Source organism: Pontibacter beigongshangensis (assembly GCF_014332515.1).
GTDB lineage: Bacteria > Bacteroidota > Bacteroidia > Cytophagales > Hymenobacteraceae > Pontibacter > Pontibacter beigongshangensis.
On the sequence record NZ_VFSD01000003.1, the window covers coordinates 96,844 to 120,745 of the forward strand.

35 protein-coding genes are annotated in these 23,902 nt (G+C 50.4%); 31 read left to right on the forward strand and 4 right to left on the reverse strand.

All coding sequences use genetic code 11. The features are described from left to right. Window position 1: 1 nt before the first annotated feature. Entirely contained in the window at window positions 2–403 is a 402-nt protein-coding gene (locus FJM74_RS04000) for a helix-turn-helix domain-containing protein (protein WP_187261279.1), read from the reverse strand. Between the two features lie 113 nt (window positions 404–516). Here FJM74_RS04000 and FJM74_RS04005 point away from each other — a divergent pair, with 113 nt between their 5' ends. The 10 genes from FJM74_RS04005 to FJM74_RS04050 all read left to right on the forward strand — a co-directional run bounded on the left by FJM74_RS04005 (window position 517) and on the right by FJM74_RS04050 (window position 4,925). Continuing rightward, on the forward strand, window positions 517–753 hold the full coding sequence (locus FJM74_RS04005) for a hypothetical protein (protein WP_187261280.1): 237 nt from the start codon (window positions 517–519) through the stop codon (window positions 751–753). Window positions 754–839: 86 nt separating this feature from the next. Next, a complete protein-coding gene (locus tag FJM74_RS04010) occupies window positions 840–1,142 on the forward strand; it encodes a MerR family transcriptional regulator (protein WP_187261281.1) in 303 nt (100 codons plus the stop codon). Between the two features lie 27 nt (window positions 1,143–1,169). Then, window positions 1,170–1,418, forward strand: coding sequence for a hypothetical protein (locus tag FJM74_RS04015; protein ID WP_187261282.1), 249 nt, complete (start codon window positions 1,170–1,172; stop codon window positions 1,416–1,418). Continuing rightward, window positions 1,415–1,705, forward strand: a complete 291-nt coding sequence (locus FJM74_RS04020) for a DUF3850 domain-containing protein (protein WP_187261283.1) — start codon at window positions 1,415–1,417, stop codon at window positions 1,703–1,705. Before FJM74_RS04015 ends, FJM74_RS04020 begins: the two co-directional genes overlap by 4 nt. Next, window positions 1,702–1,929, forward strand: a complete 228-nt coding sequence (locus FJM74_RS04025; RefSeq protein ID WP_187261284.1) for a hypothetical protein — start codon at window positions 1,702–1,704, stop codon at window positions 1,927–1,929. Before FJM74_RS04020 ends, FJM74_RS04025 begins: the two co-directional genes overlap by 4 nt. Window positions 1,930–2,002: 73 nt before the next feature. Further along, window positions 2,003–3,295 (forward strand): hypothetical protein, encoded by a 1,293-nt coding sequence (locus FJM74_RS04030; protein WP_187261285.1) that lies wholly within the window; start codon window positions 2,003–2,005, stop codon window positions 3,293–3,295. A gap of 5 nt (window positions 3,296–3,300) precedes the next feature. Further along, complete coding sequence (locus tag FJM74_RS04035; RefSeq protein ID WP_187261286.1) at window positions 3,301–3,576, forward strand: hypothetical protein; 276 nt, start codon at window positions 3,301–3,303, stop codon at window positions 3,574–3,576. Further along, a complete protein-coding gene (locus FJM74_RS04040) occupies window positions 3,573–3,911 on the forward strand; it encodes a hypothetical protein (RefSeq protein WP_187261287.1) in 339 nt (112 codons plus the stop codon). Before FJM74_RS04035 ends, FJM74_RS04040 begins: the two co-directional genes overlap by 4 nt. 15 nt (window positions 3,912–3,926) lie before the next feature. Continuing rightward, entirely contained in the window at window positions 3,927–4,553 is a 627-nt protein-coding gene (locus FJM74_RS04045) for a nucleotidyltransferase family protein (protein ID WP_187261288.1), read from the forward strand. A 12-nt stretch (window positions 4,554–4,565) separates the two neighbouring features. Next, window positions 4,566–4,925: a hypothetical protein gene (locus FJM74_RS04050; RefSeq protein ID WP_187261289.1), complete on the forward strand. Its 360-nt coding sequence runs from the start codon at window positions 4,566–4,568 to the stop codon at window positions 4,923–4,925. A 20-nt stretch (window positions 4,926–4,945) separates the two neighbouring features. Here the strand turns inward: FJM74_RS04050 and FJM74_RS04055 are convergent, their stop codons facing one another. Next, entirely contained in the window at window positions 4,946–5,782 is an 837-nt protein-coding gene (locus FJM74_RS04055) for a DUF2971 domain-containing protein (protein WP_187261290.1), read from the reverse strand. 198 nt (window positions 5,783–5,980) lie between these two features. Between FJM74_RS04055 and FJM74_RS04060 the strand changes: the two genes are divergently transcribed. Beyond that, entirely contained in the window at window positions 5,981–6,163 is a 183-nt protein-coding gene (locus tag FJM74_RS04060) for a hypothetical protein (RefSeq protein ID WP_187261291.1), read from the forward strand. 8 nt (window positions 6,164–6,171) lie between these two features. On the opposite strand, the gene FJM74_RS04065 is transcribed toward FJM74_RS04060, so the two are convergent. Together FJM74_RS04065 and FJM74_RS04070 are read right to left on the reverse strand one after the other, a co-directional pair. Next, window positions 6,172–6,510: a hypothetical protein gene (locus FJM74_RS04065; protein WP_187261292.1), complete on the reverse strand. Its 339-nt coding sequence runs from the start codon at window positions 6,508–6,510 to the stop codon at window positions 6,172–6,174. A gap of 118 nt (window positions 6,511–6,628) precedes the next feature. Beyond that, on the reverse strand, window positions 6,629–7,192 hold the full coding sequence (locus FJM74_RS04070) for a recombinase family protein (protein ID WP_187261293.1): 564 nt from the start codon (window positions 7,190–7,192) through the stop codon (window positions 6,629–6,631). A 284-nt stretch (window positions 7,193–7,476) separates the two neighbouring features. Between FJM74_RS04070 and FJM74_RS04075 the strand changes: the two genes are divergently transcribed. The 20 genes from FJM74_RS04075 to FJM74_RS04170 all read left to right on the forward strand — a co-directional run bounded on the left by FJM74_RS04075 (window position 7,477) and on the right by FJM74_RS04170 (window position 23,821). After that, a complete protein-coding gene (locus tag FJM74_RS04075) occupies window positions 7,477–8,214 on the forward strand; it encodes a HEAT repeat domain-containing protein (protein ID WP_187261294.1) in 738 nt (245 codons plus the stop codon). A 652-nt stretch (window positions 8,215–8,866) separates the two neighbouring features. Further along, window positions 8,867–9,037, forward strand: a complete 171-nt coding sequence (locus FJM74_RS04080) for a hypothetical protein (RefSeq protein ID WP_187261295.1) — start codon at window positions 8,867–8,869, stop codon at window positions 9,035–9,037. A 216-nt stretch (window positions 9,038–9,253) separates the two neighbouring features. Further along, the gene (locus tag FJM74_RS04085; protein ID WP_187261296.1) at window positions 9,254–10,198 is read left to right on the forward strand and encodes an amidoligase family protein; all 945 of its coding nucleotides are present in this window, start codon (window positions 9,254–9,256) and stop codon (window positions 10,196–10,198) included. A 3-nt stretch (window positions 10,199–10,201) separates the two neighbouring features. Next, window positions 10,202–10,429 (forward strand): hypothetical protein, encoded by a 228-nt coding sequence (locus FJM74_RS04090; protein WP_187261297.1) that lies wholly within the window; start codon window positions 10,202–10,204, stop codon window positions 10,427–10,429. Window positions 10,430–10,548: 119 nt separating this feature from the next. After that, the gene (locus FJM74_RS04095) at window positions 10,549–11,091 is read left to right on the forward strand and encodes a hypothetical protein (RefSeq protein WP_187261298.1); all 543 of its coding nucleotides are present in this window, start codon (window positions 10,549–10,551) and stop codon (window positions 11,089–11,091) included. Further along, complete coding sequence (locus FJM74_RS04100; protein ID WP_187261299.1) at window positions 11,092–11,712, forward strand: hypothetical protein; 621 nt, start codon at window positions 11,092–11,094, stop codon at window positions 11,710–11,712. Window positions 11,713–11,714: 2 nt separating this feature from the next. Then, window positions 11,715–12,722: a hypothetical protein gene (locus tag FJM74_RS04105; protein WP_187261300.1), complete on the forward strand. Its 1,008-nt coding sequence runs from the start codon at window positions 11,715–11,717 to the stop codon at window positions 12,720–12,722. Next, a complete protein-coding gene (locus tag FJM74_RS04110; RefSeq protein WP_187261301.1) occupies window positions 12,722–14,008 on the forward strand; it encodes a hypothetical protein in 1,287 nt (428 codons plus the stop codon). Before FJM74_RS04105 ends, FJM74_RS04110 begins: the two co-directional genes overlap by 1 nt. Beyond that, window positions 14,005–15,012, forward strand: coding sequence for a hypothetical protein (locus tag FJM74_RS04115; RefSeq protein WP_187261302.1), 1,008 nt, complete (start codon window positions 14,005–14,007; stop codon window positions 15,010–15,012). The genes FJM74_RS04110 and FJM74_RS04115 overlap by 4 nt, the downstream gene beginning before the upstream one ends. A gap of 30 nt (window positions 15,013–15,042) precedes the next feature. After that, window positions 15,043–15,561 carry a hypothetical protein gene (locus FJM74_RS04120; RefSeq protein WP_187261303.1) on the forward strand — a complete coding sequence of 173 codons (519 nt, stop codon included), beginning with the start codon at window positions 15,043–15,045 and terminating at the stop codon, window positions 15,559–15,561. Beyond that, the gene (locus FJM74_RS04125) at window positions 15,506–16,018 is read left to right on the forward strand and encodes a hypothetical protein (protein ID WP_187261304.1); all 513 of its coding nucleotides are present in this window, start codon (window positions 15,506–15,508) and stop codon (window positions 16,016–16,018) included. Before FJM74_RS04120 ends, FJM74_RS04125 begins: the two co-directional genes overlap by 56 nt. 63 nt (window positions 16,019–16,081) lie before the next feature. Continuing rightward, window positions 16,082–17,413, forward strand: a complete 1,332-nt coding sequence (locus FJM74_RS04130) for a S49 family peptidase (protein ID WP_187261305.1) — start codon at window positions 16,082–16,084, stop codon at window positions 17,411–17,413. 17 nt (window positions 17,414–17,430) lie between these two features. Continuing rightward, window positions 17,431–18,381 (forward strand): hypothetical protein, encoded by a 951-nt coding sequence (locus FJM74_RS04135; RefSeq protein ID WP_187261306.1) that lies wholly within the window; start codon window positions 17,431–17,433, stop codon window positions 18,379–18,381. Window positions 18,382–18,464: 83 nt separating this feature from the next. Continuing rightward, complete coding sequence (locus FJM74_RS04140; protein ID WP_187261307.1) at window positions 18,465–18,794, forward strand: hypothetical protein; 330 nt, start codon at window positions 18,465–18,467, stop codon at window positions 18,792–18,794. A 12-nt stretch (window positions 18,795–18,806) separates the two neighbouring features. After that, complete coding sequence (locus FJM74_RS04145; RefSeq protein WP_187261308.1) at window positions 18,807–19,352, forward strand: hypothetical protein; 546 nt, start codon at window positions 18,807–18,809, stop codon at window positions 19,350–19,352. A gap of 4 nt (window positions 19,353–19,356) precedes the next feature. Next, window positions 19,357–19,554 (forward strand): hypothetical protein, encoded by a 198-nt coding sequence (locus tag FJM74_RS04150; RefSeq protein ID WP_187261309.1) that lies wholly within the window; start codon window positions 19,357–19,359, stop codon window positions 19,552–19,554. 93 nt (window positions 19,555–19,647) lie between these two features. Further along, window positions 19,648–20,277: a hypothetical protein gene (locus FJM74_RS04155; protein WP_187261310.1), complete on the forward strand. Its 630-nt coding sequence runs from the start codon at window positions 19,648–19,650 to the stop codon at window positions 20,275–20,277. Continuing rightward, window positions 20,274–21,554 (forward strand): DNA modification methylase, encoded by a 1,281-nt coding sequence (locus FJM74_RS04160; RefSeq protein ID WP_187261311.1) that lies wholly within the window; start codon window positions 20,274–20,276, stop codon window positions 21,552–21,554. The genes FJM74_RS04155 and FJM74_RS04160 overlap by 4 nt, the downstream gene beginning before the upstream one ends. After that, entirely contained in the window at window positions 21,517–22,185 is a 669-nt protein-coding gene (locus FJM74_RS04165; protein ID WP_187261312.1) for a hypothetical protein, read from the forward strand. The genes FJM74_RS04160 and FJM74_RS04165 overlap by 38 nt, the downstream gene beginning before the upstream one ends. Next, the gene (locus tag FJM74_RS04170) at window positions 22,178–23,821 is read left to right on the forward strand and encodes a hypothetical protein (protein ID WP_187261313.1); all 1,644 of its coding nucleotides are present in this window, start codon (window positions 22,178–22,180) and stop codon (window positions 23,819–23,821) included. Before FJM74_RS04165 ends, FJM74_RS04170 begins: the two co-directional genes overlap by 8 nt. Window positions 23,822–23,902: the final 81 nt, after the last annotated feature.

A 23,902-nucleotide genomic window follows, 5' to 3' on the forward strand; every position in this document is an offset into this window, starting at 1 on the left:
TCTACTTTTGCCCCCGAAGCAACTCAATTATCATATCCTTATCCGCTACAGTCTTCTCCAGCAACGCATACTGTTTTTGTAAAGCCTCAAGCTTCTGCAGGCAGTCATCTACCCCGCCTACTCTAATCTGCTGTTTATTATTTCCCACCTGATTGGCGAAATTGCTCTGGCCTGTGTTAGCATAACTAGCCGTGAGTTGATCTTTGAAGAAGTAGTTCATATCCACACCAAGCATATTGCAGATGTGCACTAAATATTTACTTTCAGTTGAATCCTTTTTATAAATTCTGTAAAGATTGGCAACACTCATATCTGCTTGTCCAGCAATTTGTTCAGGCGAAAAAGGAGACTTCTCTATCGCTTCACGTATCTTATCACCTAAAATCATAAAATTTTTTCTCACTGATTGTCAGTTGGTTATGGTACATATTCGCATTTATGTAAAACATATATGCGAATATGTTTGAACATTTGTGACGCATATCGTATAATTGTACTATAGCTCAGGCACAAAATATGAAAAAAGTAGAAGAACTTAAAAAAGATTTGCGACTGGGAGACTACGGTCTTCTGCAGGAAATGACCGGGGTCAAGAAAAACACCATCGACAAATATTTTCAGGGGTATCGCAATGCTGACACGCCGAAGGGCAGGATAGTATTGGTGGCTGCAGAAAAGCTTATTGAAAGCAGAAAGCAGCTACTGGCAACTAGAAATGCCGATGAGCATGGGGGTACACCTTCTATGCAATAATATAGGCTAAAAACATGCCGGAATTTATATATAGTACAAACCATTTAGGAAAAATTTAAAAGCCAATTAAGAAAGGAGCCATAGTTATGGGAATGACTGCAAATGAAATAGTTACGGTGGAGCACTTGTCTGCTGTTACCAACCAGTTGCTTGCCGAGATCAAGAGCCTGAAAAACATTGCGGTGCAGGCTTCAGATCGTCTTCTCACCATAGATGAAGCAACCGAAATAATAGGATACAGCCGAAAGACAATTACAACCTGGATTAAAGAAGGCAAAAAGAACCACTTGGGCAGAGTCGTGTACCTGGATTACTTTGAGTTCGCTCCAGGGCAGTACCGCATTCCGCTTAACAAGCTCCTCGCATTTGGCAAAGTAGGCCAAGAGTAAATTGTATAACAGTAAACCTTACTATTTATGCCTAATTTACCATACCCCACCACAGTTAAACTATTCGAAAGCAAACTCCGCATTTTCAAGGACACGTTGTACATCCTTGATCTGGAGCTACGCCGGTTAGAGGTTCAGCTAAAACATCGTGACATAGACCAGTTTGTCTATGACGATGCCGTTGCTGCCATAGAAAATGACAAGCAGCACCTCTGTTCCGAAATAACAAAGCTTACTGAATTAAAGCCGTCTTACCTTAAAACTGAAGCGGCATGAACCTTACCATTTCAAGCAAGCTCACCAGATACCTTTTCCTTAAAATATGGCCTGAGTTCTATGAGCCGGTCAAGTCTGGAGTAAAGCCCTTTGATCTGCGACTTAACGACCGAAACTATAAGCCAGGCGATGTGGTCCAGTTTGAGGAATATTGTCCCAAAATGAAATGCTACACAGACCGCCGCTTCATGAAAAAGGTGACCTATGTGCTGGAGAACTGGCCGGGCCTGGAGGAGAACTTTTGTATCCTGGGGCTTCGGGACATTGATAGGGGAGGAGGGGTATGAACAAGCACCTGGACTTTCTGACAAAAAAGAACGAGCAGCTCGACAACCTGCAGCAGCGCCTGGAGGAGCTGGAGGGCAAAAAGATGGACGAGGCCATCTGGAGCAACGGATGGGTTTCTTATGACAAAGAAATCAAAACCGTGCAGACGGACAATACCTACCTGGAGAAAGAGTTGCGTGAGTTCTCCAGGCAACTTAACACAGGGTATATTATTACTAACTAAAGATACAGGGTCTGCAACCAAGGAGGCGGCCTGGCTACAACCTGCCGCCTCCGCAACCTAAAACCATTGTTTTATGATTGATTACGGTAAAAATATAAATCAGGCCACCGCCTTGTCTGCGTGGTGGAAATTAGCTGACAAGTACAACAGAAGCTTACCTCCGCAACCGGTTGTTAGAAAACTACCAAACGGAACCTTAAAGACTGTATACATCCGGAGGGGACTCATCTCCAAGAGCGTGATAGAGACCGGTGAGAAGCTGATCCTGCGTTACATAGAGGCTTTTAACCAGGCGCGTAAGCTGAACCTGGTAAAGAACGAGGCTCCTAGCTTGTCGACCAACAGCGTAGAGTTGAGCCGCTTGTTCCAGACCTCAGATCGCACCGTAAGAGCACACCTGAACGTGCTCCGCAAGCCAGGCATCGGCTTTATTTCGCAGTACAATTTCAGGGGGTCACGTGCCAATTATGAGCTGTGGATAAACCCGGAAATACTCTGGGCAGGGCAAACCGAAATTTCAAAAAATGCCCCCTGCGCCGCCCCTGCGCGCCTCCAAAACAAGAATCTTCCGCATATTAAACAACTAGAAACACCAGAGACTAAAGAAAAAGAAATAACGCATGTGGATAAATGCGGAGTTGCAGAGCAACAGGGTGCCATGCCTGCCGGCGATGGCAAAACGGGCCACACTATTACCAGCGACACAGGGCCGCAACAACCTGCTGAAATCCCTGTAGAAGCTGCTGTCAGGCCCCTGGCAGCAAAAAAACAGGCTACGGAGGCTGGGAGCGCGGCGCGGGCCGAGAAAGACGCTCAAAAGGCCGTTTTTCTGACTTATGTCGAGAACTTCTGGACGATCGCCTGGAAACTGCTTTACCCTACTGCCGAATTCAATGAGTACTGCCAGCGCATGGCCAAAAACGCGATTTACTTCGGCGTTTACCGAGGCTTTAAAGCACAATTGTCTGCTGCAGAATGGGAGCAATACCACCTCCAAGCCATTGAAAGGCTGAAGCTTGCGGCCAATTATTACGAGAACCACCCCGACAAGCACCCGCCCCTGCCATACGCGGAGTTTAAGCCAGGCACCGGCTACTTTGACCACCAAAACACCCGAGGTTTTGAAGGCACTCACGACTGGTATACCAGGCAACAGGTCTGGAAGCGCCAGCAAAAGGTGAACGATGCCCTACGCAGGGCCGAGAAGGAGATCAGGCTGCACAAGCAAGGCAAGCTGCGGGACGAGCTCCAGCGAAAAACGCCTCTGGAGATGTTCCGCTACCAGGAGACCAGGCTCAAGCGCTTCGGCAAAGCGGCCCTGGACAAGTTCTATGCTCAATTTTCAACACAAATACCTAATTCTTAGACCCCATGAGTAACACGAGTATGACCAACAGAACCGCTGCTGGCGAGAATTTCGCAGCCCAGGCACTAAGCAAAGCCGTTGTCTATTTCATCGATGGCAACTCCCGGAAATTCTTCTCCAGGGATAAAACCAGGAAACAGAACATCCCGAACAGAACGCTGGGGATGAGCCGGTTAAAGAAGATGGTGGAAGGTTGGCACGACAATGTGCAGACCGCCATCATCTACGACAACACCACCGATCAGGAGGTGACGCGCTACAAAGACGGTTCCTGGACATGAGCCACCTGCTCGAAAGCCAACAGATCGAGATTTCGGCACCCGAGGCAAAAGACTTGGCCAGAGCAATTTGGCTGGTTGTATCCAGGCCGGTAGATGCCAGAAATAAACTGGAGCTGTTCGAGGCCATTGCCTTCCCCTGCTTGCGGCAGGCTGGCCTAAAGCTTGCCAGGCGAGCTATGAGGGCGAAGTCAGGCAAGAAGATCAAGCTTACCCTCACGGCTCAGGAGCTCCTGAGCATTCACCAGCTGATCAATGAATTCCCTGTGGAGCTATACAATATCCTGAGCACCATCGACCGCAAGGTCCGCAACTACGACCAGAAAGTAGAAATCTAACCTTACCCCCCAAACATGAAAAATTGGCATTTAAGTTACCCTCCAGCCGTGCAGGAGGCGCAGATACTCCTTTCCGTTGCCCGAGCACAGGCTCTCAAACTTATGGAGCATCTCTCGCCATTCTGTAGCAAAATAGGCATTGTAGGATCTGTGCGTCGCGAGCAAGAGTATGTAAAAGACATAGAGCTGTGCTGCACGCCAAACCGTGAAATAGTACCCACCTTGTTCGATACCACAACCCAGCGCTGCTCCAGGTTTGTGCATGAAGCTAAAAACCTGGGCGAAGTTCTGAAAGGGAATCCGGCAGATGGTCGCTATATGCAGATCATGCTGCCCTCAGGAATCAAACTTGACTTGTTCATCCCCCAGGCACATGACTATTACCGCCAATATGCCATACGTACCGGATCAGCTACCTACTCGGCACAGATCATAGCCTTGGGCTGGCGCAAGCTGGGCTGGTGCGGCACCGAGCATGGCCTACGGCGGGAGGAGTACTGCACCCACGATGGCAACGGCTGGAAGTGGAACAACCGAGAGACTGGCCAGGAGTTGCCTCCAGCCTGGGAATCTGAAAGAGAGTTTTTTGACTGGCTAAAAGTGCCGTTCAGGCACCCGAAGCATAGGGAAGTTTATAGATAAAACTTAAAGAATATGAATCACAAAACCTTTCAGGCAGTCATATATATTGCCTATTGCATCTACGGCAAGCGCCGTGTGCATGCCAACTACAACTTGGATCAATTGCACGTCCAACTCATAAAGGCAACTGGCAGGGAAGATGAACTGGTGCTGCTACGCATCTTGAGAAAACAGATAGAGGAAAACAACAGCAAAATAAGCGCCGCACAGAAAAAGTTAGACAACATCAAATATTCTGAGAATGGCAAATGGCTCAACTCCGATTTGTTAAAAGGCCTAGGCATAAACATGCGCAAAGTAACTTATCTGCTAGACAAGAACCCCGACTACACTGATCACCAAATAAAGGAGGCCTATTTCGAAGAAAAGTAAAAAAACTAATGATTTATAATTTACCAATTTCGATATGGTAAGATCGATGCTGATATCTTCACATTATTGTTCTTTGATAAAAGTAACTCACAAGATTTTATAGCAAGCTCCATATGCGGTGTTGGGCCAACTACTATTTCGGTTAAGTTAACCTGTTCATCGTCTTCCGACAGAGGAATTTCTATGTATGGTATTAAAAAGCTTTTGCCCTGTCTGAATTTTAAATCTTGCTGTTCAAATGGTATATATTCATCAGCAAGATTCCAAGTAGCAGTGAAACCATCCCCAGTTGGAGTAATTTTTAAGTTTGTGGGTGCTTTAAGTATCACTCTTGACTCAGCATAACCTGCAATAATTCTCCATTCACATTCTTCGCTGAAAGCCGAATGTTTTATTAAAGGAGCATATTTAAAAGTATTGTTTATAGCTTTATAATAGATGCCTCGGGTATATTCTTCATGATTACCATCTAATGATGCCTTCTTCATTTTGTATTCCTCGGGAGAAATTTCAATTATCATCTTTTTTATAAAATTCTCTATTTCTTTAGAATCAGTCAGGTTGTCATAATATATACATTTCCCAATGTAAAGGTTATGCATTTCCATCATTCTATTAATTTGTCCAAGACTCTCTTCATCAAAAAAAGAAATAGAATACCCCCCATCTGGGCAGTAACCTCGCCACTGACTTAATAAGTCTTTGTTCTCAGATAGAGAGAATGAAAATATTGGTTCTACTAATTTATCGCTAGGAAAAACGTCTAACAAATTTGGTTTTAATTCAAAATCATAAAGCTTAAATATGGTTTCTTTAATCACCTTTAGAGCATGGATATATTCAGTTGTATCATTCATGTAGTGAATGTTTGTAAACCAAAGTTTTTTATGATTTGTAATCCCTAATAGACCTGCTTGAGAACTATAGTGATACAGGTTAGGAATTTCCGAGTTAATTTGAGTGTAGATGTGGAATGAATTATCCATCAATATTGAGAATTGGTTGTTCGACCTAATATATGATTTTAATATTAATACCAATGAATAATTAAGACCATGAATCTAAACAAACACATAGGGCACCGCCTGGCAGTTAACCAGTTCGGTAAAGAGGTTGAACTGGAATGCTTGACCTGTAATGAAACACTGGCCACTGAGCCAGCAACAAGTAAAATAAAAGCAGAAGCCGAGGCTCCTGTATGTACCATGGAAGAAGGCTGTGTTAGTTGCGGTAGTTAAGGGTATCATTAACCTTTACAAATCACAAGGAATTTACACTCCTTGCCTGTTGCTTTGATCAGTACAGCTGCCGCTGAGGCCAGACTTTTAGTTGCATTCAATGTTCCCTGCCTCGGGTTACGAAACGGATTCTTCATGTCCAGTTCATATTCTTCAATAGAAAAGCGGTAGTCAATAAACTTTTTATTCCGGTCCATTTTAGCCCAGGCCCGAGCCTGAATTTCCATGAGGCTACCAGGTGTCTTGCAAAACACCACCGTGTGCCGGTTCGGCAGGTCCGCCTTCATCTCCTGATACGAGGGGTAGATATGTAGAAAAAAGCCTGTGTAGAGGTCTTGGTATTCCATAGCCCTTTTATTCTTATAAGCTTAAGATTAATATAAAATTAGACGCCTGGGACTCATTAGGCTCATGGAGCAATGAAGAAATTGAAGGGATACTGGGAGCAGAAAAAGCGGTATAGGTCTACACCGCTTTTTCTTTTTCTCTCACATAATTATAGAGTGTCTGTTTTGAAATACCCAGCAGCTCGCAAATTTCTTTTAAAGAATGCTGCTTACCATGATAAAGCTTGATAGCTGTCTCCTGCTTTTTCTTATCAAGCTTTTCAGGTCTTCCTCCAACTCGGCCTCTGGCTCTTGCTGCAGTAAGTCCAGCGTGCGTGCGTTCCTGGTTAAGGTTACGCTCAAACTCCGCCATGGCTCCGAAGATATGAAACACCAACTTTCCAGTTGAGGTCGTTGTATCAATACTTTCCTGCAAACTCTTTAGGGCTATTCCCTCTTGCTCCAGGTAATTCATCCAGTCGATCAGGTCCTTGAGAGAGCGGCCCAGGCGGTCAAGCCTCCAGATCACCAAGGTGTCTCCCTTACGAAGCATATCTTTTGCTTTGGCCAGACCAGGGCGATCAGCTTTGGTACCACTTATTTTATCGGAGAAGATCCGTTCACAACCTGCGGCTTTCAGGGCGTCATTTTGAAGGTCCGAATTCTGATCAGCGGTCGAGACTCTGGAGTATCCTATCAGCATCAGTAAAAAGTCTATAAACTCGTTAGCTAAAGATACAAATTTTACCTTAATTTATTGACGGCTTATTAGCCATATAAATACTGCTGAGGCAGTACATTTTCGAGTGGCTTTTTCACGCCCAGAAAACGAGGGTTTTATGCATTGGCAAAACGATATATAGTGTATTCGTTAATCCAGTTACGGTTATCTGTCAAAATCGACAATAAAGCGTATGTTTTGGTTAGTACATAGGACAGATAAACCGAATACTCCGTTTAGCAAGTAGTTAGCAGGAAATTATAAGTATGATTGATTTCTTCAAGAGTAAAGAAAAGAAGCTGCAAGAAGCTCGTCTAAAGTTAGAGCAGGAATTAAGTTCTAACGGCATGGAGTTCTTAATTGAGTCTATGGCTTCTGAAGACATATACTCTCCGCTACTTGAAAAACAAAGAAGGGAAGTGATTAGCGGTACTGATGATGTTTCATGGTATGCTTACCGCAGAGCTGAAAAGTTAGAGAGTGATGCGGATAAGGCAGAACTACTTGCTCTCCTCGAAACATATGCCGATTCACCCATAAGAAGTCATGTCTACTTTGCACTTGCTCATTTAGCTAAGAACAGAGAAGACAACGAGCTTTTTAGCTTTTTGATGGAAAAGCTACAGTCGGAAAAGGATAAGGAAAGTAAGCTGTTGATTCTAATGGGAGTAAAGGAAATGAAAAAGGATGCCGTACTAAACATCAAACCCATTCAATTACTTACCAAGTCAAGAAGTTATAAAATAAAGACCCAAGCAATCCTTGCTCTTCAAGAAACACATAATCCCGAAGTTGAGCCTTTACTGCTTGAGCTTTTCAGAGAGACAAAAGATAGCCATACAAAAAAAATGATTTGTACTCCACTTAAATCCGTGGGAACATATGAATCAGTACCTATTCTCGAACGTGAATACAAAATTACAAGAGACCACGGTTTGAGAAGCAGCATAGAGTTCACGCTCAATAAAATTAAGGAAAGAAAATCTGCTGCTAACCCAAGCTAAATCACACCAAGGCGTGCTTTAGCAAAACCGTTACCTGAAGGTCAAGAAAACGTTCGTTTTATTGACGATATTTTTAATTTGGTAATCCAGTTCCGCTTATCTGTTCATTAAATTATCAAAGTATCTAAGAAGTCTTAAAAATGTGGATTGTTATCAAGTTACTGCTGATAGTGTTCTTTGTTAAATTCTTCAGCTATCCAGGAGCTTTTATTAGATATGCTGTGAGTGACAAATCAAGACGCTTTGAACAAGTTTTAAAAGAAGATAAAAATCTCAACGCAACAATTGGCTTCATGATTCTATTTACAATGATTCTAATAGCAATCGGTGTTTTAGAGATATTCTTTCCCAACTTCGATTGGTACTTTTATATAATGTCTTAATCTGGCACTCAAACAAGTAAAGGAATAACAAAAAAAGCTTCACATATCAAGACTTAAGCCACACCAGGGCGTGCCTTAGCTAAAGCCGTTAATAGTCCAATAAACCACCGTTTTATTTCCCTTCCCTTCTGCCGGAAACTTGACTCTTTTGAGAAGCCATTGGTGGTACTGAAGAAGTTTTCAAGTATGTAGGAAAGAGCCTATTTGTAACTTGATAGTGATAGGTAATTGGTCGTTCTTAGACTTAACAAAACAAAGCTAAAACGACTATGACAACCTTCCGCTACAGCAACATCGAATCAGCCAGAAACTTTATCTATAACGCCCATAAGCCGAGCAGCCTGGCAATCGTAAAGCAGGGAGGCAAATTTGTGGTAACCACTAACCGTCACGCTCTGGAGCTTATAAAGTCTGGAGCGGAAGAAGTTAGCCTTTTCTAATTTCCTACCGATAGGCTCTAACTCGCCCTGCAGATTCATTTCTGGAGGGATTGGCCATCGTGTTCTTTTTCTAAATTCAGTAAAAACTTGACCCTCCCGAGAAGCCATTGGTGCAATTGAAGAACTTTCAAAACACTTGAAAAAGAGTGCTTTAACAGCTTGATAGTGAGTGTTTAATGGTCGTCCTTAGATGTAACAATACAACGCTAAACGACCATGACAGCACAAGAGATACTAAACCTGAACGGCACGACCAAGACTTACAAAATGCAGCAGCTCCTGCAGCTGGGCTTCACCAGGAAGCAGGTAGCCGAGATGATGGGGGTAGGATACGGCTTTGTTCAGAACGTATACGCCGCCATGCAACGCCGGGGCCTGGCCACCCAAGCCTCGGTATTCACGCCAGGTCTTTTCACCAGAACCTTCGGTGTAGAGTTCGAGGCCTACGGCGTAGACATGCACCGCCTGAAGGCAGAGCTGGAGCGCCAGGGCATCGAGGTTGCCATCGAAGGATATAACCACATCACCAGGGGCCACTGGAAAATCGTAACCGATGCCTCCATAACAGGAGCTAACGGCTTTGAGCTGGTAAGCCCGGTACTGGAGGGCGAGGCGGGCCTGGAGCAGGTAAAGAAAGCCTGCGCGGCCCTCAAGCGCTGCAACGCCCTGATCAACAAAAGCTGCGGCATGCACGTGCATTTCGGGGCCAGAAACTTCAGCCTTACCCAATGGAAGAACCTCTATAAAAACTACATCAACTACGAGGGGCTGATCGACAGCTTCATGCCGGTAAGCCGCAGGAATAACCATAATATCTACTGCAGGAGCATGACCAACAGGTTCAGCACCGAGAGCGAAGCCTACGCCGCCATCGACAGCTGCAGCACGGTGGAGCAGATAGCGCAGAAAGTAACCAGGCGCGACCGCTACTACAAGCTCAACGCCGAGAGCTTCTTCCGCCACGGCACGGTGGAGTTCCGCCAGCACAGCGGCACCATCGAGGCCGACAAAGTGACTAGCTGGATAACTTTCCTGAGCAACCTGGTGGAGTACTCAAAAAATAACGTTTCTTCGCAGAAAACGCTGGAGTCTGCGGCAGCCTTCAACCAGCCGGAGATCGTAAACTTTTACAGAAACAGAATAGCAGCCCTGGCTGCATAACACATGAAGACATATAAATTTTTAGGGGGTGGCCAGGCAAAGGCCGCCTCCTTCCAGGAGCTGGCGGAAACTATGCGTGAGGAGAGCTTCGAGGAGACCGACAGCCTGCAAGAGTTTATGGATGAGACCGCTATACGCTGCATGGTGCAGCGCGGATCCGTGATCAGGACCAGCTCGGCGGAGGAATTTATCCAGGACCTGATCGACGAGGGATTTATTATCCCAGTCTGACACAATTTTTGCAGGGAACTTATTGGGTGAAAAATAGACTTATTCCGCCGTAGTTGTCATTTTTTTGGCTGTGCAATTATTGTAAATTAGTACAGTTCCAAAATGGGACACCAACCTGCATGATCATAACTGTACAAATCCCTGTGTTGCCGCGCGTGCTCAAGTTCATCAACTGCAAGCACGACGGAGAATTCAAGCTTAGTAGAAAACACAACGAAGGCAAGATGCTCATCCACATGCTGCGTAACCAGCTGGAGGATAAGAGCTTTGACGATTTTCATAAGAAATGCACGCAGTCCCTGGAGGTAAAGATGAGCCTGGACCTCTTCAAAGAAAGGGGCTGCTGCCACATCACCTCCCGCACCATCTTCGATTTCAACGACTTCGTGGACGCCAACATCAAGGAGGAGTTCCTGCTGTACGTGAGGACCCTGCAGTTATGTGAGGTGAAGCTAACGCTCGACAAGATGATCGACGGCTTCATGGGCAAGTATTATTTTGACGACGGCGATATCAACCCGCAAACCCTCAAGCAGCACTATTACCGCTCGGAGCGGAAGAAAAACGGCAACAAGTGGTACAAACAGAAAAAAAAGGGGAAAAGCCCAAAAATTTCCGCCGTAGTTGTCACTCTTAATTCTGCCTCCGCCGCAGCCGCTTAAATGAGAAATATATCCAGCGTGGCGGGCGGCACGGCGGGCATCCGCCGGTTCTATTTCACGGCGGCCGAAAACCTCCCCCGGCTGCTCCAGTCAGACGGCGTCTCCGTCACCGATGAGTTAACGGCTCTGTTCTATTTTTTCGAGGCCACCCGCTTCACTCCCGAGTTCAACCAGCCCGACGACGACGATAAGCATGGCACCTCCTATACCCATGAGCTCTCGGGCTTTGTGGCGGGAGACACGCCGGAACTGGCCACGGCGCTTCTGGCGCTCAAGGGCCGCAAGCTCGTGCTGCTCTACCTCGACTTCGACGGCTACCATAAGCTGGCCGGTGACCGGGAACACTACCTGGTGTTCGATTACCGCTACAGCTCCGGCACCACGCCGGGCGACAGGAAAGGCTACAGGTTCTCCTTCAATGGCAAGAGCCGCAACCCGGCTCTCTTCTACACCGGCACCTTCGAGGTGAGCGAGGAAGGCACCAGTAACCAGCCACAGCCGGGAGGCAACGGGGAGCCGGTGCAGCTGAAGGACACGCACGGCAACCTGATCGCACTGATCCCCTCAGGCAAGACACTGGTGATCCGCTCCGGATTTAAACTCACCTATCAAATTATTTAGTTATGGGCTTATTATCACTTCAGGCTTGGAAAGACAAGTGGGTCTCCCTCACCGGCCGCTTCGCCGACAACGATGCGTTCGAGATCGGGGAGGATGACTTCCGCGAGTTCGCCGAGGATCTGGCCGACACAGTCATTACGATGGGCGTTGACTTCCCGGTCACTGAGAGCCAGGGCACCTATGTGCCTGGAAACCAAATTCTCGCCACCCATAAAATTGCCACGGTGGTAAAGAACATGCTCAACCGCGTGCTTTACCCGACCCTCAATGCCCCCTCCGTATCCATCACCCAGAACAACGGGGCGCTGCAGGAGATCGGGGCCAGCGTGAACACGACTGTCACGCTGGGCTTCAGCAAGGGTAGTATCATGGGATCGATGTGGTCAGATGTCTGGAACACAGGTATCAGCCAGGGTGCCAGGGCCGGAAGAGCCTCCAAGTTCTTTATCCGGGATGTGTTTTACAACGGGACCGGCAGCAGCAGCCCTGCGCTGGATATAGCCAGCTATGCCTACACCTTCAGCAACCGCATCGTGGTGCAAGGCTACAATAATTTCACCGGCTACGTGGAGCACCTGGCGGGTATTCAACCAGTGGACTCCACTAGGGCTGACTTCGATCTGCCCCTTCCGGCAGGCACCATCGAGGCTGCAACAGTTCGGTATGAGGGCGTTTTCCCGATCTACGCCAGCACCTCCAGTATTACGGTCGGAACCAAGCAGGCGCTTGTGTCGATGCTTTCTGGCAATAATGTGCTCATCACGCTGGTGGCAGAGAGCGGCGGCAACAAGCAGTTCTTCGAGATCCCGGATGCCTGGCTTGATGCCAGACCACTGGTGGACGTGGAGTACTTCAACGCCTTCACGAACCAATATGACATCACCGGCAAGAAATCGGACTTCACTGTCAGCAACAATACCCGCACACTCAATAGTGTGGAATTCGGGCTGAAGCGCTTCACCTATAATGGTGTGGCAAGAGGTGAACAGAAAATAAGACTTAAATTCTAATGGCAGAGTTACTAGGCGACATTCAGTTAAGCACCAATGCTAACCCAAAAGTAGCATCTACTTTTGACGTTCGCCACTACGTTTCCACGTACGACAAGCTTTTAACCTCTTTTACGGAGGATGATAAATTACCTGGTGTTTGGTTTGTTCTATGCGATGACCCGGATCCGGATAAAAAAGGTTTTTACTTTCTAAATGACCGGGCGAACCTTTCCAGCGCCGATAGCTGGCTGAAGGTTTCGTTTGGCAACACTACGTCAGTGGTCGTGCCGGAGAGCCCGGCCGGAGTGGACTGGAAAGACGGCGCTAAGCCCAATATCCTGCTATTGCACCAGGAGGGCATGACGACGGCCGAGGTCTACAATAACACCACCGCTACCGCCATCTGGAACACCACAGAGGTTAAGTACGCAGGCGGTTTGAGCTATACGGTAAACCTGCCCTCCGGCACAGATCAGCAGTTCCTGATCGTGGCCGCCAGGCAGGACGGCACCTTTGTCATGAAGTTTGGCAGCGCTGGCCAGAACCCAGACCGGCCCACGCTGCTAAGTACTGAGCTCTGGGCGGCTGAATTCCTGCTGACCAACAAAGGAGCGGTGGTGGATTTAAGCTCGATAGAAGGGAGAATAAAATCGCTCGAGTACAACAAGCAGCCCGCCTATGTTTACCCGACCGACTTCGCCTTCCTTGGCCTGCCTAGCAAAGACAATGGCATGTACATCGTCGGTTGGCTCAACAACCTGACGGCCAAAATAAAGGCGGCGGGCTCTGCTGTTTTAACTGCAAATTTATGGGAGTACTTGGGCCTGGCTACAGCAGCCACTACTATAACTACTAAAGGGTGGCTTGACTTCCTGACAGGCAAAGTAAAAGCCAATGAAGAAAATAAGCTCGATAAAACAGCAGTAAAACAGGCTTTGGGCGAAAGCACCGCCGACGTTATGAGCCAAAAGGCTGTAAGTGATTTAGCGAGGTCGCACAGGTGGCGTATTGCCTTTACCAACACAGCCAAAAGCCGCAAAATCATTTGTGATGAGGCGATAGCCATTACAGCCGTAGCCCTTCATAATATAGCCTCTGTTCAATATCAGCTAATAGTAGGCAGTACGCTATACACGCAAAGGGCGGTTTTGGGTGCTGCTGATAATCCGGCTGTAGGAACCATAAACCACGACATACGAAACCTTAGCGCAGCAGACAAAAGCAATTATACTTTAGATATTGTAATTGCGCTTTCAGCAGGCCAGGGAACAGGCGAGCTACTTGTAAAATATAAGACAATATGAGCTATTTTAAGGATGAATTCCTTTATGCTACGCCGCAAGGCTCAGCAACTTTGCCGGATATGCTACGATTTACGGGGGGCTTACGCTATTTAAATTTCGGGACTAATCCGATTATGAACTTTGGCAGCGATGATTTTACAATATTTTTTCGGGGTGTTTCCATTATAAACCCGGCCAGCACGAATCCGGCTTTCGTTAATGCCAGGTTCACCAGTAACACAAGTACTACCATTTGGGATTTAGCAAGCGGAAACGTTTCGCATAGTTTTAACGTGAGGCTCGGCGGCGTTACGTACGGCCTGCATAGCCCAGTAGGAGCGCCAAGCGGCGAAATGCATACGATGGTTTTCGGCAGGAAGGGCGGCGGCGAGGCTGGAAACAGGTTAGCAAGTAATTACCGCCTGTTTGTAGACGGCACACAAGCGGCGCTGAATCCGACTAACGGCGATTTCCCTTCTGCTAATTTCGATTCGACCCTTCCGACGCATGTTTGTTACAGAAACGGCCAGGTATACCCCGGCCTGATAGCCAGGTACGGAATTGTAAAGGGGCGTTTTTTGGAGCCTGACGAAATTACAGGGCTGGAATACGATATTATACCCGACGATATGCAGCCTATTTACCTTTTTTCCGGCAGCGTTACAGATGAATCTAGCTTAGGCGTACCGCTTACAATGATAAACTACACCGCCGCCGACCTAGACCCGGCAACGTCTAGCGTCTGGTTCAGGGGTGCAACAAGCGTACTATTGCCAGCCTATAAGACAGTGGCAGGGCGCTTGGTGGAATTCGGCTATACGATTACCCGCGCTATTGCCATTCTAGGCAGCAGAACTTTTACTTACACGGTACGCGACCAGTCAAACAACGCCATAACTTCGGGCTTGCTTGTACTTGATTCTACCGGAAGGGCTGACGTTTCTTTTACGATAGCACCAGGAAATTACATAGAAGTAAGTGCCGACAGTTCAGCATCAGCCCATAACGTTATTAGCTTTTTGTAAAAACAGTTAACCTCAAATAAGCATATTCAAATGATTGAGCAAACACCATACCGCCGGGGCGGCGTAGATTGGATTGAACACCGGGGAACAGACGAGGCCGGGGATTTTTGGCTATTTCACCGCGAGGTAAACCCTAATGAAGATGGCCTTTACCGCCAGCATGAGCCAGCGAGCATGAGCATTCAATGGATCCAAGGCAAGTTAAAAGTTATCGTAACGCAATGGCAGGAGGTTTGGATAACGAAAAGCGGCAGGCACACTCCTATACCGCCGAGCCGTCTGGATATGACCACCAACCAGTACGACACCCGCGGCTTTGTGGCCATCTACGGGGGAGGCATCGCCAAGAGCATGAGCAACGGCGAGATCAGGGCCATCCTGGGCTTTGATGAGCAGCCGCTGTACAATTCCGTGACAGGGGAAAGGATACCGGACAGCGCATATGACACGGCCGCTTTCCCAACCCATACTTATCACTTCCAAAGAGACAACAATGGAGCCGTTATCCATCCAACTGAGCCAGCAGACGAGAGTCCTGCTGGTGAGTAACCACCTGACCTGGAACCCGATCACCTGGCTGAGCTTCCTGATCCGGGTCTTCACCTGCTCCCACGTTAACCATGCCGCCATCCTGCATGAAGGGCAGGTTTACGAGATGGTGGGCAAAGGACTTGCGGTGACACCTTACGAAAAGTGGCTTACCCATACCCGCCGTGAGGTGGTGGTAATGAAGCCTAAGGTGCCGGTGCAACTGCCGGTGGTGGCCTGCGGCTACGGCTTCCTGGACCTGGTGCAGATCCTGCTGCACATCATCCGGAAGAAGTGGCTGCTCCGGGGCAACTCCTGGAACGGCGTGTCCGGCACCAGGCTCTGGAGCGGGCTGATCTGCTCGGAGTACGTGGGCCTGGCCCTGGGCAAGGAGAAACCGCACCTGGTCATGCCCTGTGACTTGCTGTTTGCTCCGGAGCTGGAGTTCGAAAAGGAGTTCTCGACTGCCAAGGGCTGAAATTTTCTGTCTTTTTTTTCAAGCACCCCATTTCTCAGTTTTGCATCGAAGTCTTGACTATCGATGCACGTAAACCACCTACTTTCCGCCATACTCCGCGAGCCCTGGATGATCGATCCGGCCGCAGCCGAATCCTATATGCCCATCGTTGTCTCCCTCCTCTCGAGAGAGACAACTGAACTGACGGCAGAGGAGCCAAAAGAAAAAGCCGAAACCCTTCCCTTCGCCATGGGCGCTGTGGCAGGGGCTTCGGCTTTTTCCTCTTTCAGCTCCTACGACGAGGCTCCGGAAGGCTCTGTGGCGGTGATCACCGTGGACGGCCCGATGATGACCGGCGACTACTGCGGTACGCCTGGTACCAGAACCTTGGGCAACCGCATCAAGGCGGCCGATGCGCATGAGAACATCTCGGCGATCGTGCTCCGCATGAACACACCGGGTGGCACTGTCTCCGGAACGGAGGCCTTCCACAACATCATCAAAAACACCTCCAAGCCACTGGTGGCGCACGCCGACATGATGTGCTCCGCTGGTGTATGGGCCGCATGCGGTGCCAACCTGATTGTGGCCTCCGGTAAGACAGCCAGTATCGGCTCGATCGGCACCATGGCCACCCTGCCTGACTTTTCTGAATACTACTCCAAGCATGGGATCAAAGAGCACATCATTCGCGCCACTAGATCCAAGGACAAAAATGAGGCGCATTACCAGGCGCTGAAGGGCAATTACAAGCCGCTTCAGACGGAGCAACTGGATCCACTGAATGAAGCCTTCCTGGAGAGTGTGCAGGAATTCCGTGGCGACAAGCTGGACCTGAAGAAGGAGGACGTGCTTACCGGCAAGGTCTACTTTGGCCAGAAGAACATCGACTACGGCCTGGCCGACGAGATGGGCGACTTTGATTATGCCGTGAGGCGTGCCCTGGAGCTGGCCAGTGCCCAGGAGGAAAATGAAGAAACAGACAACTCTTATACACAAAACCAAATGTTCGGAAAAAACAAATACAAGGCCGTGGCTGCCCTGGCCGGAAAGAAAGCCGATGAGATCACCTCCGAGATGCTGACAGCTGCCAACGATGAGTTGGAGGCTGCTGGGATTACAGGTGTTGCGCTGATCACAGAGGCCCAGTACGATGCCTATGAGGCATCAGCTGCTGCAGCGCAAACGCTGACGGCGCAATTGACCACTTTAACGGATGCCAACGCCACCCTGACGCAGGAGCGTGATGCTGCTCGTGCTGAGGCAGAGGCTTTCGGAAATCAGGCAGGTGAGAAACCTACCTCTGTGAAGAAGGAAGGCGCTGACCACAAAGACGCTGAGCCGGATGCCAATCAGAAGGCCATCGACGAGCTGCCGCACAACAAGGCGCTGGCCGGAAACCCACTGTTCAACTAATTTATTTTCTACTTTATATGCTAATCGCAGACATCATTGCCGAGTTCGGTGCCTACTACCTCAACAGTGGCCAGAACCTGTCCCGCATCGTCAAGATGCTGAACGCCCCTTCGACGACTGACTCGGTGTTGACGCCGATCATCACGGATGACACCATTTACCAGGCCTCCCAGGTGCGCATGGGCCGCGTGCTGCAGCCCTTCCAGAAGACCTGGACGCCTATTGATCCGTTGTCGCTCATTCCGATCGCCATCCAGCAGTTCAAAATGAAGATCGACGACCAGCAGCACCCAGATGACCTGGAGGCTTCTTGGCTCGGCTTTTTGGCTGGCGACGGCATCGACCGTAAGCAGTGGCCATTCATCAAATGGTACGTGGAGACGCAGCTGATCCCGCAGGCCAAGGAGGATTATGAGCTGAATGAAGTTTATAAAGGCATTTTCGTGGCTCCGACCAACGGCACGCCAGGCGCTGCCGGCACGACCATGAACGGCCTGAAAAAAGCCATCAACGACCAGGTGGCCGCTGGCCGCATCACGCCGATCGTTACTGGAGCTCCTGATGCCGACAACAAAATTTGGGTGGACCAGGTGGAGTCTTTTGTGGACAGGATCAACGACCGCTACCAGCACATCCCGATGCAGCTGGCCATGTCACCTGCCCTGGAGCGCCGCTTCCAGAAAGGCTACCGCGCTGTGTACGGTAAGGACACCGACTACAAAGGCTCGAACGGAAACGTGGACTTCTCCAACATCTCCATCATCGGCCTGCCTTCCATGGCCGGTGAGAACAAGATCTGGTGCACGCCGAAAGGCAACGCCATCCACCTGGGCAAGAAGACGCAGAACGCCAACACGGTGCAGATCGAGAGCGTTGACCGCCTGGTGAAGATGTTCTCTGACTGGTGGAGAGGTGTGGGCTTCCTGATCCCGGAAGTGGTATTCACCAACGACCAGAACCTGGTTTAAAATTTCCTGAGTAGGTAAAGATTCCGGAGGTCGAGCGCCTCCCGAGTTTATTTAAAATAAGCAAAAACTTAAAAGATACAGCGATGGCTGAAAAACAATTGACTGCCGAGGAGCAAATCGCTCAGCTGAAGGCAGAGCTTGCAAAGTCTAACTCTGAGAAGGAGGAGCAGGCTGCCCTGATCGATGAGCAGAACGAGCGCCTGGCACTGGCCGAGGCACAGAAAGGCAGAGCGCTTCCTGTCGTTCAGGACAGCAAGAAGAAAAAGTACCAGGTGCTGGCCGCCAAGTTTCAGCACCCTGTTACGGGTGAGGATGTGAAGGCCGATGAGCTGGCGAAGGACAAAAACCTGATCGACCTGTTGATCGAGAAGAAGTCCGGCCTGCTGGTGGCTTATGTGGAACCGTCTAAATAAGGAGGCTTAGGTATGGATTTTTTAGATTTACTGCCCCCTGCGGGCGAGGATAACCCGGCCGGTATCACCGAGGAGGTGTATATCGCCCCCATGCGCGCTTTCGCCCCTAACGGGCTGAAAGGCGTGAAGACCACCACAGAGCCTGGCGACAGCGTGACCATCGACGGTGATCACGAGTTTAAGGAAGGCGAAGGTTTCGTGGAGTGCTACGCCACCCAGGACTCCGCTGAGCCGAAGATCACCACCGTGGGTGAGATCGACGGCTACGGCGGCAAGGTGGAGTTTGAGTTCTTCCACCCAGGCGTGAAGAAGGAGGCGGCCGAGTTCGCCCGCTGGATCCGCAACAGCTCCTGCATCATCCTGGTGAAAACCCAGGACGGCGTGACGCTGCAGTTCGGCACCAAGGGTCTGGGCATGAGCATTCCAAGCGACTTCTCGCTGGCTAAGCTATCCGGAGGCCGCAGAGGCTATACCTTCAAAGTGACCGGCTACCAGTCAGGTGTGCTTTACTACGAGGGAGCCATCGCCCTGAAGCGTGACGCTGCTCCGGTAGTATAACAGCATGAAGCCGGTGAAGCTTGATAAGCGGGTGGCCCGCAAGTACAGGCTGGGCACGCACCACACGCGCATCGTGCACCCCCGGTTCGGAGAGATCGACCTGCGGACCATCACGCTGGAGAAGGCGAATGAGTATGTGGCCGCAGGCAATTTCCCGTACCTGGTGCGAAAGCCCAAGCCGGTGCCAAGAAAGATGAATTGAGTACTTTTTGTTGCATATACTAAAGCCCTGGTCACTGGCCAGGGCTTTTTTTGTGTCTTTTTTTCAGAGCCATCGCCTGGTGAAATTTGATCCATGGTGGAGGAAATAAAGAACTGGCTGAACTCTGGGCAGGACTATGCTGATGGGGTGGCGCTCTATGAGAAGTATGGCTCCAGCGGAGTGCGCAAGCGCATGTTTGCCTCAGGGCCTTCCTCCTTCAACAGGGAGAAGTTGCTGGAGTCCCTCCAGGAGCTGGTACCAGCTGAGCCGGAACCTAAAACCGCCAAAGCACCCAGCCCACGCAAATCCGCTCCGGAACATTCCCCAAAACCGAAGGAGAATATTCCGGCCGATCCGAAGTTGCTGGAGCAGATCATGGCACAGCTCCGCCCGCTCTTCGATGAGCGCACCCTTGCCCACTCGCAGCTGGACTCCACCCGGATCACGGATGCTGATCGCCTCCAGCTGGCCCTCCGGATCCATGAGCTCTCGGCCCAGCTCAAAAAGCTGCAGCAGCTCCGGGCCCACGTGCTCGAGCACGGCTCGCTCCCGGAGGGAAAAGGCAAACCTGAAGTGGACGAGAGTGACCTGACCAGCCTGATCCAACGGCGCAACAACCTGCGCAGCACCAGGTCAAAGCTCCGGAAAAACCCGGAGAGGGCCGCAGAACTGGAGGCCACCGAGAAAGAAATACAACGACTTACCACACTAATAAAAAAATGACGAACGAAACCGCGCAGTTGGAATGGACCACCGTGAAGCGCAAGGTCGCCGACTTGGTGCCCTATGAGCATAACCCCAGGATCCTGACCGAGACCCAGAAGCAACGCCTGATTGAGAGCATCGAGAAGTTTAACCTGGTGGAGATACCGGTAATTAACCAGGACGACACCGTGATTGCCGGGCACCAGCGCCTGACGGTACTGATGCTCCTGGAGCGGGGCGAGGAGCTTATTGACGTGCGCTGCCCCAACCGCATGCTCACCGAACTGGAGCTGAAGGAATACAACATCCGCTCGAATGTGAGCATCGGCATGTGGGACCTGGATATACTGGACGCTGTCTTCGGTGACATCGACCTGGGAGCGCTGGGCCTCAACGTGGACGACTTCAAGATGCCCGACTCGGTGCTGAAGGAACTTAATCCGGAGGAGGAGCAGGAATTTAACCCCGAGCCTCCCAAGGAGCCGATCTCCGTGCTGGGCGATGTGTATGAGCTGGAGAGCGAGTTCAAGCACCTTAGGCACGTGATCGTGTGCGGCTCCTCGCTGGATGCCGATGTGGTGGCCAGGGCGCTGCAGGGCAAGCTGGCTAACGCCATTATCACCGATCCGCCCTACAATGTGAACTACGAAGGCGCTACCAAAGAGAAACTTAAGATCGAGAACGACTCAATGACGGACTCGGACTTTTACCAGTTCCTCTATGACTTCTACACTAACTGCTACGCTTACCTGGAGGCGGGAGGCCCGATCTACGTGTTTCACGCTGATTCGGAAGGCGCCAACTTCCGCCAGGCATTAAAAGATGCCTCTTTAAAACTTGCCCAGTGCCTGATCTGGGTGAAGCAGTCGATCGTGATGGGCCGCCAGGACTACCACTGGCAGCATGAGCCGATCCTGTATGGCTGGAAAGAGGGAGCAGCCCACAAGTGGTACTCGGACCGCAAGCAGAGCACCGTACTGGAGTTCAACCGGCCGAGCCGCAATGCTGACCATCCGACCATGAAGCCAGTGGAGATCCTCTGCTACCTGCTGGAGAACAGCACCCAGCGCCGTGACGTCGTGTTTGACGGTTTCCTGGGCTCCGGCAGCCAGATCATCGCCTGCGAGCAGCTCCAGCGCCAGTGCCGTGGTACCGAGCTGGATCCGCGCTACGTGGATGTGGAAGTGAGGCGCTGGGTGCAGTACATGAAAGACAACAACCTCCCCTATTCAGTGAAACGTAACGGCACCCTGCTCCATGAGTCAGAACTTGATCAATTCCATAACAAAAACTAAGGTAGACAAGAGCAGGGAAACGCTCCTGGACCGGCTCTACGACTCCTACCTGGATGAGGAGGCGGAGGCTGGCCTGACGGAAGTAGAAATGACCAAGCGCAGCCAGATAGAGGCGGCTTGGTCCCTGCTGGTCAACTACCACTCCTTTGAGCAGTCGGTACCGCTTTTAATGAGCCGCTTTGACCTGAGCAGGGCCACGGCCTACCGCATGCTCACCAACGCCACCAAGCTTTTCGGGGACGTGACGCAGACCAGTAAGCAGGGCCTGCGCCACATCCTCTACGAGTACTCCATGAAGGTATTCCAGCTGGCAGCTTCCCAGAAGCCACCGGATCTGAAGCAGATGAACACGGCCATCAAGAACATGGCCATGCTCAAAGGCCTGAATTCAGAAGATACCTCTGCCTTCGATGCCGAGCTGCTGCAGGCGCACACGTACCTGATCCAGATTTCAGCCGGGGTCGGGAAAGAGCCGCTGACGCTAGACACCTCCAAAATTGCGCAGCTTCCGGAGCACGAGTACGAGGAGCTGGTCGATGCCGTGGAGTCAACCGGCCTGGGCGATGAGCTGATCGACAATATCCTGGACAACATCATTGAGGAGCCTGAGCGGGAGGACGAAGATGAGTAAAAGCCAGGATTTCAGGCAACTGAAGTTCAACAGGCCTCAGCTGCGCTTCATCGTCTCTAAAATCGCCTCCGCCATCTCCCTCTGGGGCCGTGCCACCGGCAAGTCCTCGCTGATCGCCTGGCTCATCCACCTGATCGTGCAGACCATGCCACGCAGCAAGTGGGTGCTGGTGGGATCGACTTACAAGCAGATCCTGGCCGTGACGCTGCCCTCCACGATCGCCTCGCTCGAGCGGATCGGCTATATAAAGGACAAGCACTACTTTGTGGGCAAAAAGCCACCGGCCAAATACCGGTGGCCACTGCCGTACGAGCCGCCGCTGGATGACCAGTACGCCATTTACTTTTACACCGGGGCCTGCATCCAGCTGGTGACCCAGGACGCCAACGGCTCCAGCGCCAGGGGAAATAACCTGGATGGAATTATTTGTGACGAATCGTTGCTGTTGAACAAAGAGCGCTTTGACAAGGAGGTTTCAGCCGGTAACCGGGGCAACAGGCGCTATTTTGGCAAGAACCCGCTGCACCACGGCGTTTTTCACTTCTCCTCGATGCCGTACGGCGACCAGGGGCGGTGGCTGGTGGAGGCAGGAAACTATATCCTCGACAGGTACGACCTGCTCTCCCTCCAGAAGGAAATCACCGACCTGCAGCTCAAGTTTATTGATTCCAGGGACCGCGAGTTTAGAAAACAGCTCTGGCTGGACATGCAGGAGGTGAGCAAGCAGATCCGCTTCACCCCGGATGAAAAAGGCCTGCTGTACTCGGAGGCAAACGCCTTTGACAACATCACCAACCTGGGCCTTAAATACCTGGAGCAACAGCGCCTGGAGCTGACGGATTTTGTATTTCTGACTGAGGTGCTCAACCGCAGGCCTGGCACTGTGGAGGAGGGCTTTTACCCGATGCTCCATAAGCGACATGCCGAGGACTGCAACAACAACGACTACCTGATCGGGCTGGACTTTAATTTAAAGAAGCTCTCGCAGAAGGACTCCCGTATGGATTCCGACTGTGTGAGCTCCATGCCGATCCGGGGAGCCGTGGACTGGGGCTCCAAGATATCGGTGCTATCTTTGGCCCAACAGCACCCAGGCCAGTACCGATTCCTGAAGGGGATGTATGTGAAGCACCCGAAACTGATCAATGACCTGGCAGATCAGTTCATTGTGTATTATGCCTATCACCTGAAGAAGGAGTTTATCTTTATTCAGGATAGTGAGTGGGGCAATGCCCGCAGGCCTGACTCAGACATGACCTACAACGAGCAGTTTGCCCAACGCCTGCGCCAGGCACGCTGGGACGTGAAGGTGGTGAACATGGGCAGGGTGCCGGCGCACCAGACGCGCTACCACCTGGCACATGAGTTGCTTGGGGAGAAAGATACCAGGATGCCTGCCATCCGCTTTAACAAAGACAATTGCAAGGATATCCTCACGGCCATGAGCCTGGCACCTGTGAAGCAGGGCCGCAATGGGGAGATCATGAAAGACAAGAGCAGTGAGAAGAAGCTCACGGTACCGGGGCAGGAGGCCACCCACTTCACCGACACGGTGGACCTGCACTTCCTATCGATCGACAAGCACATCGTCAACCCGTTGCTGGACTTCTCGGACTTCATCCTGCTCTCCGCATAACAATCGACTTTTAGCCAAAGCCGAAAGCCGCAGCCTACCAGCTGCGGCTTTTTTATTTCCATTCATATATCACCGAGGAAA